Genomic DNA, 14,310 nt, shown 5'->3' with positions numbered 1-14,310 from the left:
TCTCATGTTTTTTGATCTGATATGCTCCCTATGCAGAGAGCTCTCGGTGGCTCTTCGATCAGGCGCTTCTTGTGCTAGGGGAAAAATTTCGATACAATAGGGTTTCTGTCCTTAATTTTTGTTGAGTGCTGAGACCACCCCTACCATTGAGGTAAGCATGGCCAAACGCCGCAATCCCAAGAAAGAAAAAGCTCTTCGTAATCAAGCCTATGCTCGCAAGTTTCGCAAGCGTTCTTCGGGGCGTTACAGCCGTCGTCTAAATACGGAGAATCGCCCAGAGACGAAAACCACCGAGACGGTTGAGGAAATGACGGACACCTAGAGGGTAGTCGGTGATTAAGCGCGCGTTGCCATGGCGAGAGTTCGGGGTTGCGTTTTTAACCGTTTTTTTGGCTGAATTTGCCGATAAAACTCAAATTGCTGTGTTTTTCATGGCTGCCCGCGCTGCCTCCCCTTGGTTGGTGTTTTTGGGAGCAGCTTTGGCCTTAGTAACCACCAGTTTGATTGGGGTGTTGATTGGTCGCTGGTTGTCACAATACCTCTCGGAACAGCGATTACAAACGTTGACAGGCAGCAGTCTCTTGGCGATCGCCCTTTGGCTATTGTGGGATATGTTGCACCCAAGTCTTTGATCACTAAGAGAGCAGATCGCGATTTAGGTGAGTTCCTTCAGTTGACGGTTGTCCCCTGCTAAAGTGAGGGGGTTAGCTTGGGCACGCTGATTATCTTAGGCACTGTCTAAGTTTGTGAACCCCTGAGGAGACTATGGAGAATGCCATCCCAAGTTATTGAGCTGTGGTCGTCCTTTATCAATATTGTCGATGCACCTTTGTTTCGCCTTGGGCGGGAAACCATTTCCCTGCGTTGGCTGTTTCAAGTGGTGCTGCTGCTCATTCTCGTTGCAATTCTAGCGCGCTTTTTCAAGGGGGTATTGAAAAATCAACTGCTGCCGCGCCTTGGTTTGGATCTAGGCAACCGCGAGGCCATTTCCACGGTGATTAGTGGTGCCGGGGGGGCACTGGGCTACATCATTGTTTTGCAAGCAGTGGGGATTAATCTCGATTCTCTCGCAGTGATTATCGGTGGCTTGGGGGTGGGGATTGGTTTTGGTTTGCAGGATGTTACCCGCAATCTCATCAGTGGCCTGACGCTCCTTATTGAGCGCAAAGTCCGTGTCGGCGACTTTGTGGAAATTGAAAACATCAGTGGTTACGTTCAGGAAGTTTCGATGCGAGCCACGGTGATTCAAACCTTTAACGGTTCAAATGTGGTGGTGCCCAATACCTACCTTGCCGATAGTCCGGTGCTGAATTGGTATTATGAAACCCATCGCGGTCGCATTGATATTCCCATTGGGGTGGCCTATGGGACAGATCCAGTTTTGGTGACGGAAGTCTTGCTCAATATTGCGCATTCTGAGCCAGATGTCCTCAGGGAGCCAGCCCCTCGGGTGATTTTCCGTGAATTTGGCGATTCGGCTCTTGAGTTTGAACTTTGGGTATGGACGGATGCCATTGAGCGGCGAGTCTTCATCAAAAGCAGTCTCAATTTCAAGATTGATTACTACTTTCGGCAGCACAATATCTCAATTCCTTTCCCCCAGCGAGATCTGTGGATTCGCAATGCGCCGGCGCTCTCTCTTCCCTCTGGGCCAGCCGAAACGGTAGGCATGCCCTTGGCACCGGCAACCCCCTCCTTAAAGTCGCTGCTTCAGCAGGTGAGCTACTTTCAGTGTATGAATGACCTGCAACTGCGCTTTCTCATTGAATCAGGCTACCGCAAGCACCTGACAGCGAAGGAAATTTTGTTCCGTGCTCAGGAGCCGATCACTAACTTCTACATCGTATTGCAGGGGCAGATGGCAGCGGTCTATGAGGAGAATGGCGAACTCAAGCCGATGATGACGTTTAATCCGGGGGAGCACTTTGGGGAGCTACCACTGATGCTGGGGGTGGCCTGCCCAACAACGATGATGGCAATGACGGATACGGTCTTGTTTGTCCTACCACGGGAGGGATTTGAACAGTTGCTAAAAGAACACCCTTCCCTTGCTGATGATATTGCGGTGGCGATCGCCCGCCGTCAGGATGTGCTGGCGCAACACCACCAGGAGCTTCAGCAACTGAGTCGGGCAGATCAGGATCAAAGTCGCCCCATTCACTGGATTCGCGATCGCCTACAAAAACTGCTGAGTTGGTAAAGTGCTCAATCGGTGGCGTCCAGTGTAAATGCGTGTTCCAAGTAGTGATGGAGCCGATAGGTACCCGATTGGTGGCGCACCAACGCCACATCGAAGCGACAGGGATGCTCCTGCCACTGGGGCTGACGTTCTAGGAAGGCTTGGGCGGCCAAAATGAGTTTGCGTTGCTTGCTTCGGGAAATGGCACCGAGGCCATCACTATCCCAGTTGCGAAAACGGCGAGTTTTCACTTCGACAAAAAGCACTACTCCCTTGGGATCCCAAGCCACAATATCCAACTCACCCCAAGGGCAAGACCAGTTCTGAGCCAAAATTTGACACTGTTGAGCTTGTAGCCAGGCGGCGACCACTGCCTCCCCGCGATCGCCCACGTGGCGCATCGACCCTAGGCTTCAAGCGGTTCGAGATTAAAGAGGTGTTGTAATGTCTGCATCGCTCGCTGGCGACTCTCTAAATCCCGCTGCGATTGCAGCTGCACCGTCGGGTCATGGAGGATTTTGTTGATAATTGTGCGCGTCATCGCCTCAATCACCCCTTGGTGTTTCTCACCAAACTCACTGCCCAAGCGGGAGAGGGCTTTTTCCAGCTCTTGGGTACGAATAGCTTCCATTTTTTGGCGCAGACTGCGGATCGTCGGGATTGTTTCCAAGGCATGCCACCAAGCTAAGAATGTTTCTAATTCCTCCTCAAGGATAGCCTCAGCCTCTTGAGCCAACTGACGTCGAGCCTCTTGGTTTTGGGCAACTACGGCTTCGAGATCATCCACATTGAAGAGTTGCACGGAGGCCAATTCCGTGACGTTGGCATGAACATTGCGGGGCACAGAAATATCAATGATTGCAAGGGGGCGATCGCCTGTGAGCACCGACCCTAAATTCTCGCGATCCAAGAGGGGTTGTGTCGCTGCTGTGCCCGTAAAGACCAAATCCATCGCTGCCACAATCGGCAGTAGATCCGTCATCGTAAAGAGTTCAAAGCGTACTTCGGGAAACTGCTGCGCCAGTTCCTGTGCCCGTTCCAACGAGCGGTTAATAATGCTTATCTCCTTGACTCCTCGGGCAATTAGGTGTTGCACCACCAAACGGGACATTTTGCCCGCACCGACAATGGCAATGCGGCAGTTCTGGAGATTTTGCAGCCGCAGATCGGCCAGTTCCACTGCTGCTGAGCTAATGGAGACCGCCCCCGTGCCAATACTGGTTTCTGTGCGTACCCGCTTACCGGCAGCGATCGCCCCTGTAAAGAGGCGGTTAAGAATGGAACCAATGGCCTTGTACTGTTGCCCTAACTGATGACAGCGTTTTACTTGGGAGAGAATTTGCCCCTCCCCAATGACTAAGCTATCTAGACCCGACGCCACCCGCATGAGGTGCATCACGGCATCCTGATGTAGCAGGATAAAGAGGTAGGGGCGCAGTTGGGGCAGGGGAATGTGGCTCCACTCACTGAGAAACTGATGCACTTCCCGCACGCCCACCTCAGTGTCACTGGTAACAATGTAAATTTCTAAGCGGTTACAGGTACTGAGGATGGTGGCTTCCTGAATGTGGGCGTAGCCGCATAGATGTTGCAGTGCCCGCTCCCGCACATCCTCTGGCACACTCAATTTTTCGCGCACATCCACAGGGGCGGTTTTGTGACTCAAGCCAATGACAGCAATATTCATAGGAATCGGTTGACGTTCGGCTGCAACTCCATCAATTGTTGTATCAGGATTCTTGAGCCTCCTTCACGCTTGTTTGCAAGTCTTTACTAAAGGAGGATTGTCCCTAACCGAGATTCCTGAGCCAGCCCCTAAGGTCTTCAAGGGTAGCAAAGTCAAGGAGTGCCTCCGCCAAGGTCTCAATCTGAGTGGGTGGGAGTTGGCGAATCGCTGCTTCAAGGTCAGCCGGTAAATCCCCAAACCGTCGTCTTAACTGTCGTAAAACAACCATTGCTTCTCCCTGCTGTAATCCTTCTTCTCGCCCCTCAGCATAAACCTCTTGATAGAATCGCGTTTGCTTTAATTCTTGAGTGGTAAACCCTAGCATTCGCAGCACCTCCTCTCGGGTGGACTCCTGAAACTTGTACAGCAGGATAGTTGCCAACAATTCTATTATCGCCTTATGGATTTGCTCCCCCTCTTGTTGACTTTGCTGAGCAAGGAACTGTGCGACCTTCGGCATCTGTGCCTCTGGTAAAACTGTCAACTGCATTAAGGCAACCCCCAGCGGCAACTCTTCTGGCTTTCCTAGCTCATTGAGATACACCCGCCGCAGGCGATCGCTCTTCACTAAGACGTCATAGGGTTCAAAGGACGTTTGTTCCGCTTGGCGGTGGGGATAAATGACCACCGCTTGCCAGTCAGAGAAGGTGTGGCGATACAGGCGCAGATAGAGAAAAATTTCAGCAAAGAGGCGTTCGTAGAGGGTGTTATCGCGTTGAAACTGGACTTCGCAGAAATAGACGGTTCCTGAGGGGTCAGGGGAGAAAGACGCCGTCGATGCGAAAGGCGGTTTGCTTGAGTTCCACGGAGTCAAAGCGGTAGCCCGTGGGGCAATCCATGCCGAGGAGGTCAAAGAGCGTCTGGGGCAGTTGGGCAAACAGTTGGTAAAAGAGGGAGTCGCGGCGCATTGAGAAATGGGGAAGTACTCACCCATGTAGGAGGGCTTAAGCAAGGACATCAGAATAGGAGCGGCTAGGGGATTCCTGATACACCTCTGTAACCGTGGCCGCGAGTCGTTGCATACCAAGGGCAATTTCCTCATCGCTAGCGGTGAGACTGATGCGCAAGCACTCCTGTTTGTGGTGCCATTGCTCGGTTAAGCCGGGGAAAAAGGAACTGCCGGGAACCACAATCACCCCTGCTCGTTTCAGGTGTTGATACAATTCCCAATCCGTCATGGGTAAGTCCCGTAGCCACAGCCACGCAAAAATCGCCCCCTCACCCCGATGCAAAAACCAAGGAATGTCATTGGGCAAAGCAGTTCGTAGGGTTTCCTCGAGAACTGTAAACTTGCGCTGATAGAAGGGGCGAATAACATTGACGGACACTTCGGCTAGGGCACCATTGGCAATGGCTAAGGCCGCGATCGCCTGACCGTAGCGCGAGGCATGAATACAAGCATTCGTTTGAAAAGCTTCAAGGACACTCAAAATCTCGCGATCGCCAATGGCAATTCCCACCCGTTCCCCCGGCAGTCCCGCCTTTGAGAGGCTGAGGCAGTGGACAATATTGCCGCCAAAGACTGGCGCGAGTTCGGTAAAGTTCAGGCTGGGGTAAGGAGGGCCATAGGCAGCATCAATCAGCACAGGTACCCCGTAGGGCACTGCCAGATCAGCAATTTGCCGCACCTCAATGTCCGTGAGCACATTTCCCGTCGGATTGCAGGGGCGCGAGAAGATCACACATCCAGTGGTCTCATCAATGTGCAGTTGTTGAAAGTCTGGACGATACTTAAAGGTGTGATCGGCTTCAAAAATCTCAAGGCGCGGACGATAGGCGACGACGATATTGGGCGTGAGACTGACCCCCCCATACCCCGTATATTCGGGACTTAAGGGGAGAACGACTTTCTTTAATTTACCGTTGGTGCTAAAGCCCCCAAAGGCATTGGCTGCAAAGAAGTAGATGGCCTGACTGCCCGGCGTAACGAGGACATTGCGCTCCGTCAGATTCAGACCATAGCGGCGATTAAAGTCATCGACTACAGCAGCTATCAGCGGCTCATACCCTTGGCTAGTCCCATAGCGGCAAACCACTTGACCAAATTCTGGGCTGGCCATTAGCTCGTGGGTACAGTCGCGCCAGAGCTGCTCGACTTCAGGGAGAATCAGTGGGTTACCTGCACTCAAGTTAATTAGGTCTTGACCGCGATTGAGGCGCAGCGTCTCGATAATATCCTTCATAATTGCCCGAACTCCCGTCAGTTGGGACATCTGCTGGCCAATCTGGGAGAGTGCAGGATTCATAGGCAAAGGACATCAACAGTATTGGTTAGGATAGCATCTGCGCTTCTCCTGAGGGACATATAGGAGCAATAGGTAGGGTCAATGCTGCTATTCGGTTGGCCACTGTAACATAACGTTAGAATAGGCCAAGAACTGTAAAGGATTCATGGCAGCGTTTATCCCCTTTGTCGGTAAACCTTCATCCCCTTGGCGATCGCTCGTGATTGGGGTGATGGCTGCTGGCCTAATTGGCAGTGCCGGATGGCTTCTGTGGCGATCGCGCCAAACGCCCCTCGATCTGGATCGCTACACCGTGCCGGTTCAGGATCGTCGAGACCTTGTGGCTCGTATTGCTGCCACGGGCAAAGTGGTGCCGATACAAACCGTGAATATCAGTCCCAAGCGGGCCGGCCTGCTTGCCAAACTCTATGTTGAGCAGGGGGATCAGGTCAAAGCAGGTCAGATCATTGCCCGCATGGACAACCGCGATGAGCAGGCGCAACTTGCCCAAGCCCAAGCCAACCTAGCCGATGCCATTGCCCGTCGCGATCGCATTGTGGCCGGCAACCGTGCTGAAGAAATTGCCCAAGCCCAAGCCCAAGTCCAAGCGGCGGCAGCCCGGGCCCGGTTAGCTGAAGAGCGCCTCAACCGCAATCAAATTCTAGCTGCCGAAGGAGCAATTCCCCGCGATACTCTTGATGAACTAAAGACCAACCGCGATAGCGCGATCGCCAGCCTCAATGAAGCCCAAAAGCGTTTGCAGCTGTTAGAGCGGGGTTCCCGCAGTGAAGAAATCCGCCAAGCAGAAGCGGCAGTGGCTGCTGCCCAAGCCCAAGTTCAAGCTGCCCGTGCGGCTCTCGAAGATACAGTGATTCGTGCTCCCTTTATGGGAATTATTACCCAGAAGTATGCCAATCCGGGGGCATTTGTAACCCCTACAACCACGGCCTCTGCCACCACCTCTGCAACTTCAACCTCGATTGTGGCGATCGCTGAGGGTCTAGAAATTCTTGCCGAAGTACCAGAAGTGGATATTGGCCAAGTGCTCGTGGGACAGCCGGTTGAGATCCGTGCCGATGCCTATCCGGGGGAAACCTTTCAAGGGCGGGTGCGGTTAGTGGCACCTGAGGCGGTTGTGGAGCAGAATGTGACGTTTTTTCAGGTGCGGGTCTCCCTTCTCACTGGGTTGGAGAAACTGCGCTCTGGGATGAATGTGGACTTAGATTTTCTGGGGCAAAAAATTAATAATGCTCTGCTGGTACCCACGGTGGCCATTGCCGTTGAACGTGGCCAAACGGGTGTCTATGTGGTGGGTGAAGACAATCGGCCAAAATTTCGCCCCGTCACCATTGGCAGTAGCTGGCAAGATCAAACCCAAATTATCAGCGGCCTCAGTGTGGGCGAGCGGGTCTTTATTGATTTTCCTGAACAGTTGCGGCCAAAACAAGACTAATTATGGGTTTGCATCACGTTTCCATTCGCACAGCCAATATTCAGCGGGCGATCGCCTTCTATGAATGCCTAGGCTTCACAATGGATATCCGCTTTACCACAGGCTATACCCTCGCCTGTTGGCTCAAGGGCTGGCATACCCGCCTTGAACTCCTGCAAGTGCCTGAACCCTACCCTGCTGCTGACCCTTTTCACGATGAGCACTATGTCGGCTACTACCATCTCTCCTTTGATCTCAGTGATCATCCTGACCCCCTCGAAACATGGCTCAAGCAGGTGGGAGAAACATTGAAGGCAGAAGGTTTACCCTTTGAGCTATTGCTGAAGCCGACTCAGCAAGTGATTGGGTCGCACCTTTATCACGTCGCCTTTGTGCGTGACTGCGATGGCTTGCCCCTTGAATTTTTGCAGTGTCTGGGTTCCTGCTGAGGCCTAAACGCCGATAAAATAAGGGGGCTGGGAGATTTTTGGGTCGTACATAGGCATGCAACTGCAAACAGTCACTACTGCAATTCCCGAGTGGTCGGGTGATTTACTCGCGATCGCCGTCTTTCAAACGGAAGGCACCCTCACCCTTACAGACCCCTATACGACCCTCGATCAGCGCCTCAATGGCCTCTTACAAGAACTCATCAGCGAAGGGGAGTTTCAAGGTAAATCTGGCACCTCCCTGCTCATGCGCCTACTGCCTAACTTCCCCATTAAGAAGCTCCTCCTTGTTGGCTTGGGGAATCGCGAGGACTTTAACCTAGAGACCCTGCGTCGAACTGCCGCTACCATTGCCCGCACTGCCCGCCGTGAACGCGTGAAAACAGTGGCGATGGCACTCCCCCATGAAACCTTAGACGCGGCGGATGCTGCCCAAGCCATTGCTGAAGGGATTCTCCTTGCCCTCCACAGTGATGTCCGCTTCAAGTCGGATCCCGAAGCCCGTAAACTCCTGCCCTACCCTGAATCTGTGACCCTGTTGGGTCTGGGGGAACAAACGGCAGCAGTGACCCGTGCGCAGCAAATCTGCGATGGCGTGATTTTGGCTCGCGAGCTCGTGAATGCCCCTGCCAATGAAGTTACCCCGGTGACCCTTGCAGAAACAGCTCAGCAACTGGCAGCTACCTATGGCCTGACCGCAAAAATTTTGGAGCGCGATGAGTGTGCTGCCCTTGGCATGGGTGCCTTTTTGGGGGTGGCTCAGGCGTCTGATTTGCCGCCGAAATTTATTCACCTCACCTACACGCCCACTGGCACTGTCCACAAGAAAATTGCCCTCATTGGCAAAGGGTTAACGTTTGATTCAGGCGGCCTCAACCTCAAGACCCAAGGGGGCATTGAAACGATGAAAATGGACATGGGGGGAGCCGCAGCCGTTTTGGGAACTGCCAAGGTGATGGGGCAACTCAAACCTGCGGGCATTGAAGTCCACTTTATTATTGCTGCCACGGAAAACATGATTAGTGGCCGTGCCATGCATCCGGGGGATATTCTCACTGCCTCTAACGGTAAAACCATCGAAGTCAACAACACCGATGCCGAAGGCCGTCTCACCCTTGCTGATGCCCTTGTCTATGCGGAAAAACTAGGTGTAGATGCGATTGTGGATTTGGCCACGCTGACCGGTGCCTGTATTGTCGCCTTGGGGGACAACATTGCTGGTCTTTGGAGTAATAACTCAGAGTTAGCGCAAGCATTGCAGAAGGCGAGCGATCGCTCCGGCGAGAAATTCTGGCAAATGCCCCTTGAAAATAAATATTTTGAGGGCATGAAGTCCCAAGTGGCGGATATGAAAAACACAGGTCCGCGATCCGCAGGTTCGATTACCGCCGCCCTATTTCTCCAGCAATTTGTCGATCACACCCCTTGGGCACACCTTGATATTGCCGGTCCCGTTTGGACAGAGAAAGAGGATGGCTACAATAATCCCTGTGGGACGGGCTATCCTGTGCGCACGTTGGTGGAGTGGCTATGCAGTCTCAGTCCATAAAACTGGTTAATGTTGGTTGTGGCCACACTTTCCATCCAGAGTGGCTTAACTTTGATGTGGCACCAGCGGTGGCGGGCGTAAAACGCTGGGATATTCGCCGAGGCTTACCTTTTAAGGAAGGAGAAGTCGATGCTGTTTACTCTTCGCACGTTCTCGAGCACCTGAGTTGCCAAGAAGCAGAAAACTTTCTACGCGATGCTTATAGAGTATTGAAGCCGAATGGCGTTCTGCGGATAGTAGTTCCCGACTTAGAGCAAACCACTCGTGCCTACTGAGCTGAACTCGATGCGTTACGAGATGGCAGTCAAACAGAATCTGCCAACTATGAATGGCTTAAATTAGAGCTTCTGGATCAACTCGTTCGCCATCACAGTGGTGGTGCAATGGCGGCCTATCTCCTAAATCCAAATATTCCAAATCCTGACTTTGTCCGATCTCGGATTGGCCAAGAAGCTGAAAATTTCTTCAAAGCAGCTCGACAACGGCAAACAGCTAAGAGCTTTCTCAAAAAAATACTCAGACCACTACGTCATCCCCGTGAGTTACTCGCGAAAATTTTAGTTTGGCCAATTCTTGGAAAACGAGGAGTGGATGCCCTTAGTGTGGGGCTGTTTCGTCTAAGTGGTGAAGCGCATCTGTGGATGTACGATGGCTACTCTCTCAAACTCTTTATTGAAGCTTGTGGTTTTCACGACTGTCGTGTAGTCTCTGCTTTTGAGAGTTGCATTCCAGACTTTTCCCGTTACAACTTAGATGTGGTTGATGGCCAAGTGCGCAAACCCGACTCTCTGTTTATGGAAGCTACTAAGCCTGTCAGTGCTTAAAGAGTTTGACGAGAGTCTGTATTCATGCGATCGCCCCAGCGATTAGTCGTCTCACCCTCACAAATTCAGGATCGGCAGGTGTGGCTCACCCCTGAGCAAGTCCATTACCTGCGCCATGTCTTGCGGTTAAAAGATAGCGATATTGTCTCGATATTGGATGGTCAAGGGCAGCGATGGCAGGGCAAGCTGGGGGTCAACGAACATACCGTAGAGCTATTGGAGCCGGAACAGCTAGAGACAGAGCTAAGGGTAGACATTGTTTTATGTCTGGCGCTGCTGAAGGCAGCCAGCTTTGAGCAGGTGTTGCAACAGGCAACAGAATTGGGGGTCAAGCGCATTATTCCCATTCAAACCGCGCGATCGCTCCTGCAACCCAGTGCCAATAAATACCAGCGCTGGCAACGCATTCTCCAAGAGGCCGCCGAGCAGAGTGAGCGTCTTTACGTCCCTACCCTCAGTGATCCCCTCTCAGTTGCGGAAATGGTCAACCTTAGCCCAAGGGGCTACATCGCTAGTCTCAGTGCCTCCCAATTACTCTGGGACTGCTTGCCCCAGATGGATTTTTCCCAGCCCATTTATCTGGTGATTGGGCCAGAGGGAGGGTGGACAACCGCAGAGCTAGCACAGGTCTTAGCCGCCGGGTGGCAAGCCTTTTCCTTGGGGCGGCGTACCCTGAGAGCCGTCACGGCAGCGATCGCCAGCCTGACCTTAGTGAGCCATTACAGTGAGAGGCACTGCGCAACTGCACAACGGCATTGACAACACGACGGCTACCTCGATACACTAGAAGTTCGGTGAAATTAACGTAAGCAGCAATGCCCACCATCCAGCAACTGATCCGCCAAGAGCGGGAACTGTTGAAAAAGAAAACAAAATCTCCTGCCCTCAAAAGCTGCCCCCAGCGGCGTGGGGTGTGCACACGGGTCTATACAACAACCCCCAAAAAGCCCAATTCTGCCCTGCGTAAAGTGGCACGGGTACGCTTAACCTCTGGTTTTGAGGTCACCGCCTATATTCCGGGAATTGGCCACAACTTGCAGGAGCACTCTGTGGTAATGATTCGCGGCGGTCGGGTTAAAGATTTGCCCGGTGTGCGCTACCACATTATTCGTGGCACGCTGGATACCGCTGGTGTCAAAGACCGTAAGCAAGGTCGCTCTAAATACGGTGCCAAGCGTCCCAAACCCGGTGAGGCTGCTGCTACCGGCAAGAAAAAATAATTTTCGTTCTCCTATCTCCTTGAGTCCACCCTTGAAATCCTAAACTTCACTAGAGCAAACAGCAAACACCTATGTCTCGTCGCACTCGCGCTCAAAAACGGCCTACTGCCCCTGATCCGGTCTATAACAACGTGCTGGTGAATATGTTGATCCAGCGGATTATGCTCAATGGCAAAAAATCCCTTGCCAGCCGCATTGTCTATGACGCGATGAAAACTGTACAGGAGCGCACCGGCGAGGATGCTCTGCAAATTTTTGAGCGTGCAGTGAAAAATGCAACGCCCCTAGTGGAAGTGAAAGCCCGTCGTGTGGGGGGTGCCACCTACCAAGTGCCCATGGAAGTCCGTCCCGATCGCGGGGTTGCCTTGGCTTTGCGCTGGTTAGTGCAATTTTCCCGCAAACGAGCCGGTCGTTCAATGTCAGTCAAGCTGGCCAATGAACTAATGGATGCCGCTAATGAGACAGGCAGCACCATTCGTAAACGGGAAGAGACCCACAAAATGGCAGAAGCCAACAAGGCCTTTGCCCACTATCGCTACTAAACCGTCACACGGTTCAAGAGTTGGATACAATTATTTAAGAATTCTAACGTAATGCAACAAACAAGGAGGTAGCTGTGGCACGGACGACCCCGCTAGAGCGAGTGCGAAACATCGGGATTGCCGCTCACATTGATGCGGGTAAAACAACCACAACTGAACGTATTCTTTTCTATTCTGGTGTGGTGCACAAAATTGGCGAAGTGCACGAGGGTACCACGGTTACCGACTGGATGGAACAGGAGCGGGAGCGGGGCATCACGATTACAGCCGCCGCCATTAGCACCTCTTGGAAAGACCACCAGATTAACATTATTGACACCCCCGGCCACGTAGACTTCACGATTGAGGTGGAGCGCTCCATGCGGGTTCTCGATGGGGTGATTGCGGTATTCTGCTCCGTTGGTGGTGTGCAGCCCCAGTCAGAAACTGTGTGGCGGCAAGCGGATCGCTACAGCGTCCCGCGCATTGTCTTTGTCAACAAGATGGATCGCACTGGGGCAAACTTCTACAAAGTCTATGACCAGATTCGCGATCGCCTGCGAGCCAATGCCGTGCCGATTCAGCTGCCCATTGGTGCTGAAGATAAGTTCAAAGGGATCGTTGATCTGGTGCGGATGCGCGCCAAAATCTACAAAGACGATCTTGGTAAGGAAATCGAAGACACCGAAATTCCTGCCGAGATGACTGAGCTGGCGGAAGAGTATCGCACCAAGCTCATCGAGGCTGTTGCTGAAACCGACGATGCCCTCATGGAAAAATACTTTGAGGGGGAAGAACTCACAGAAGAGGAAATCCGCGCTGCCCTACGCAAAGGGACAATCTCGGGCACCATTGTGCCGATGCTTTGCGGCTCTGCCTTCAAAAACAAAGGCGTGCAATTACTCCTTGATGCCGTGGTGGACTACCTGCCGGCACCCATTGACATTCCTGCTATTAAAGGTCATCTGCCGGATGGTACGGAAGTGGAGCGAGCTGCCGATGATGATCAACCCCTAGCGGCACTAGCCTTCAAGATCATGTCGGATCCCTATGGTCGCCTGACTTTCGTGCGCGTTTATTCCGGTGTTCTCAAAAAAGGCAGCTATGTCCTCAATGCCACCAAGGGCAAGAAAGAGCGCATTTCTCGTCTGATCGTGCTCAAAGCCGATGAGCGGATTGAGGTGGATGAACTGCGAGCCGGCGATTTAGGAGCTGCCTTGGGTCTGAAGGAAACTTTCACGGGGGATACCCTCTGCGATGAAAGCTCGCCCGTGATTCTTGAATCGCTGTATATTCCAGAGCCAGTGATTTCCGTGGCTGTGGAACCCAAAACCAAGCAGGACATGGAAAAACTCTCCAAAGCCCTGCAAGCCCTCTCTGAGGAAGACCCCACGTTCCGCGTCAGCGTTGATCCAGAAACCAACCAAACTGTGATTGCGGGCATGGGGGAACTGCACCTCGAGATCCTTGTGGATCGGATGCAGCGGGAGTTCAAAGTGGAAGCCAATATTGGCCAACCCCAAGTGGCCTACCGCGAAACGATTCGCAAACCCGTCCGTGCCGAAGGCAAGTTTATCCGTCAAAGTGGCGGTAAAGGCCAATATGGTCACGTCGTCATTGAAGTGGAGCCTGCTGAACCGGGAACAGGATTTGAGTTTGTCTCCAAAATTGTCGGCGGTGTTGTGCCTAAGGAGTATATTCCACCCGCTGAACAGGGGATGCGGGAAGCCTGTGAATCCGGGATTCTGGCAGGTTATCCAGTGATTGACCTCAAAGTCACACTAGTGGATGGCTCCTACCACGAGGTTGACTCCTCAGAGATGGCCTTCAAAATTGCCGGCTCCATGGCCATTAAAGAGGCAGTGATGAAAGCTAATCCGGTGCTGCTGGAGCCAATGATGAAGGTCGAGGTCGAGGTTCCAGAAGAATTCCTTGGGACAGTGATGGGAGACTTAATTTCCCGTCGTGGTCAAATTGAGGGACAAACCGTGGAAAATGGCATTGCCAAAGTAACGGCAAAAGTCCCTCTCGAACGGATGTTTGGTTATGCCACTGACATTCGCTCGAATACCCAAGGTCGGGGAATTTTCTCGATGGAATTTAGCCATTACGAGGAAGTCCCCCGTAATGTGGCTGAGGCGATCATTGCCAAAAATAAAGGGAACGCATAGTCTATACGAGGAAC

The 14,310-nt window shown here is 52.5% G+C and carries 15 protein-coding genes and 1 pseudogene; 12 read left to right on the top strand and 4 right to left on the bottom strand.

What is annotated here, in order from left to right; translation table 11 throughout:
- Positions 1-157 precede the first annotated feature (157 nt).
- The 3 genes from NBE99_RS04855 (at position 158) to NBE99_RS04845 (ending at position 2,200) form a co-directional block, all read left to right on the top strand.
- Positions 158-322: a hypothetical protein gene (locus NBE99_RS04855; protein WP_250683355.1), complete on the top strand. Its 165-nt coding sequence runs from the start codon at positions 158-160 to the stop codon at positions 320-322.
- A gap of 10 nt (positions 323-332) precedes the next feature.
- A complete protein-coding gene (locus NBE99_RS04850) occupies positions 333-632 on the top strand; it encodes a TMEM165/GDT1 family protein (RefSeq protein WP_149819503.1) in 300 nt (99 codons plus the stop codon).
- Between the two features lie 140 nt (positions 633-772).
- Complete coding sequence (locus NBE99_RS04845) at positions 773-2,200, top strand: mechanosensitive ion channel domain-containing protein (RefSeq protein ID WP_250683354.1); 1,428 nt, start codon at positions 773-775, stop codon at positions 2,198-2,200.
- A gap of 5 nt (positions 2,201-2,205) precedes the next feature.
- Here the strand turns inward: NBE99_RS04845 and NBE99_RS04840 are convergent, their stop codons facing one another.
- The 4 genes and pseudogenes from NBE99_RS04840 to NBE99_RS04825 all read right to left on the bottom strand — a co-directional run bounded on the left by NBE99_RS04840 (position 2,206) and on the right by NBE99_RS04825 (position 6,151).
- A complete protein-coding gene (locus tag NBE99_RS04840; protein ID WP_250683353.1) occupies positions 2,206-2,580 on the bottom strand; it encodes a YraN family protein in 375 nt (124 codons plus the stop codon).
- A 5-nt stretch (positions 2,581-2,585) separates the two neighbouring features.
- Positions 2,586-3,866, bottom strand: coding sequence for a glutamyl-tRNA reductase (locus tag NBE99_RS04835; RefSeq protein WP_250683352.1), 1,281 nt, complete (start codon positions 3,864-3,866; stop codon positions 2,586-2,588).
- A 103-nt stretch (positions 3,867-3,969) separates the two neighbouring features.
- A pseudogene (locus NBE99_RS04830) lies at positions 3,970-4,813 on the bottom strand (Rpn family recombination-promoting nuclease/putative transposase).
- Positions 4,814-4,849: 36 nt separating this feature from the next.
- Positions 4,850-6,151, bottom strand: coding sequence for a valine--pyruvate transaminase (locus NBE99_RS04825; RefSeq protein ID WP_250683351.1), 1,302 nt, complete (start codon positions 6,149-6,151; stop codon positions 4,850-4,852).
- A 145-nt stretch (positions 6,152-6,296) separates the two neighbouring features.
- On the opposite strand from NBE99_RS04825, the gene NBE99_RS04820 reads away from it, so the two are divergent.
- The 9 genes from NBE99_RS04820 to fusA all read left to right on the top strand — a co-directional run bounded on the left by NBE99_RS04820 (position 6,297) and on the right by fusA (position 14,296).
- Positions 6,297-7,583 (top strand): efflux RND transporter periplasmic adaptor subunit, encoded by a 1,287-nt coding sequence (locus NBE99_RS04820; RefSeq protein WP_250683350.1) that lies wholly within the window; start codon positions 6,297-6,299, stop codon positions 7,581-7,583.
- A gap of 8 nt (positions 7,584-7,591) precedes the next feature.
- Positions 7,592-8,011 carry a VOC family protein gene (locus NBE99_RS04815; RefSeq protein ID WP_399371042.1) on the top strand — a complete coding sequence of 140 codons (420 nt, stop codon included), beginning with the start codon at positions 7,592-7,594 and terminating at the stop codon, positions 8,009-8,011.
- Positions 8,012-8,066: 55 nt separating this feature from the next.
- The gene (locus NBE99_RS04810) at positions 8,067-9,560 is read left to right on the top strand and encodes a leucyl aminopeptidase (protein WP_250683348.1); all 1,494 of its coding nucleotides are present in this window, start codon (positions 8,067-8,069) and stop codon (positions 9,558-9,560) included.
- Positions 9,542-9,835, top strand: a complete 294-nt coding sequence (locus tag NBE99_RS13425) for a class I SAM-dependent methyltransferase (RefSeq protein WP_399370918.1) — start codon at positions 9,542-9,544, stop codon at positions 9,833-9,835. The genes NBE99_RS04810 and NBE99_RS13425 overlap by 19 nt, the downstream gene beginning before the upstream one ends.
- A gap of 108 nt (positions 9,836-9,943) precedes the next feature.
- Complete coding sequence (locus NBE99_RS04805; protein WP_250683347.1) at positions 9,944-10,384, top strand: hypothetical protein; 441 nt, start codon at positions 9,944-9,946, stop codon at positions 10,382-10,384.
- A gap of 24 nt (positions 10,385-10,408) precedes the next feature.
- Positions 10,409-11,143: a 16S rRNA (uracil(1498)-N(3))-methyltransferase gene (locus NBE99_RS04800; RefSeq protein ID WP_250683346.1), complete on the top strand. Its 735-nt coding sequence runs from the start codon at positions 10,409-10,411 to the stop codon at positions 11,141-11,143.
- 56 nt (positions 11,144-11,199) lie between these two features.
- A complete protein-coding gene (gene rpsL / locus NBE99_RS04795; RefSeq protein ID WP_149819523.1) occupies positions 11,200-11,604 on the top strand; it encodes a 30S ribosomal protein S12 in 405 nt (134 codons plus the stop codon).
- A gap of 71 nt (positions 11,605-11,675) precedes the next feature.
- On the top strand, positions 11,676-12,146 hold the full coding sequence (gene rpsG, locus NBE99_RS04790; protein ID WP_250683345.1) for a 30S ribosomal protein S7: 471 nt from the start codon (positions 11,676-11,678) through the stop codon (positions 12,144-12,146).
- Positions 12,147-12,220: 74 nt separating this feature from the next.
- Positions 12,221-14,296 carry an elongation factor G gene (gene fusA, locus NBE99_RS04785; protein ID WP_250683344.1) on the top strand — a complete coding sequence of 692 codons (2,076 nt, stop codon included), beginning with the start codon at positions 12,221-12,223 and terminating at the stop codon, positions 14,294-14,296.
- Positions 14,297-14,310 lie beyond the last annotated feature (14 nt).

Source organism: Thermosynechococcus sp. HN-54 (assembly GCF_023650955.1).
Lineage (GTDB): Bacteria > Cyanobacteriota > Cyanobacteriia > Thermosynechococcales > Thermosynechococcaceae > Thermosynechococcus.
Note: the sequence above shows the minus strand (reverse complement) of the source record. Positions and strands in the feature narration are given on the sequence as shown.

Bases quoted from the DNA above. Each gene is read 5' to 3' on its own strand.
- rpsL (WP_149819523.1), top strand. From the start codon at position 11,200: ATGCCCACCATCCAGCAACTGATCCGCCAAGAGCGGGAACTGTTGAAA.
- rpsG (WP_250683345.1), top strand. From the start codon at position 11,676: ATGTCTCGTCGCACTCGCGCTCAAAAACGGCCTACTGCCCCTGATCCG.
- NBE99_RS04855 (WP_250683355.1), top strand. From the start codon at position 158: ATGGCCAAACGCCGCAATCCCAAGAAAGAAAAAGCTCTTCGTAATCAA.
- NBE99_RS04800 (WP_250683346.1), top strand. From the start codon at position 10,409: ATGCGATCGCCCCAGCGATTAGTCGTCTCACCCTCACAAATTCAGGAT.
- NBE99_RS04845 (WP_250683354.1), top strand. From the start codon at position 773: ATGCCATCCCAAGTTATTGAGCTGTGGTCGTCCTTTATCAATATTGTC.
- NBE99_RS04820 (WP_250683350.1), top strand. From the start codon at position 6,297: ATGGCAGCGTTTATCCCCTTTGTCGGTAAACCTTCATCCCCTTGGCGA.
- NBE99_RS13425 (WP_399370918.1), top strand. From the start codon at position 9,542: ATGCAGTCTCAGTCCATAAAACTGGTTAATGTTGGTTGTGGCCACACT.
- NBE99_RS04805 (WP_250683347.1), top strand. From the start codon at position 9,944: ATGGCGGCCTATCTCCTAAATCCAAATATTCCAAATCCTGACTTTGTC.
- NBE99_RS04835 (WP_250683352.1), bottom strand. From the start codon at position 3,866: ATGAATATTGCTGTCATTGGCTTGAGTCACAAAACCGCCCCTGTGGAT.
- NBE99_RS04810 (WP_250683348.1), top strand. From the start codon at position 8,067: ATGCAACTGCAAACAGTCACTACTGCAATTCCCGAGTGGTCGGGTGAT.
- NBE99_RS04825 (WP_250683351.1), bottom strand. From the start codon at position 6,151: ATGAATCCTGCACTCTCCCAGATTGGCCAGCAGATGTCCCAACTGACG.
- NBE99_RS04840 (WP_250683353.1), bottom strand. From the start codon at position 2,580: ATGCGCCACGTGGGCGATCGCGGGGAGGCAGTGGTCGCCGCCTGGCTA.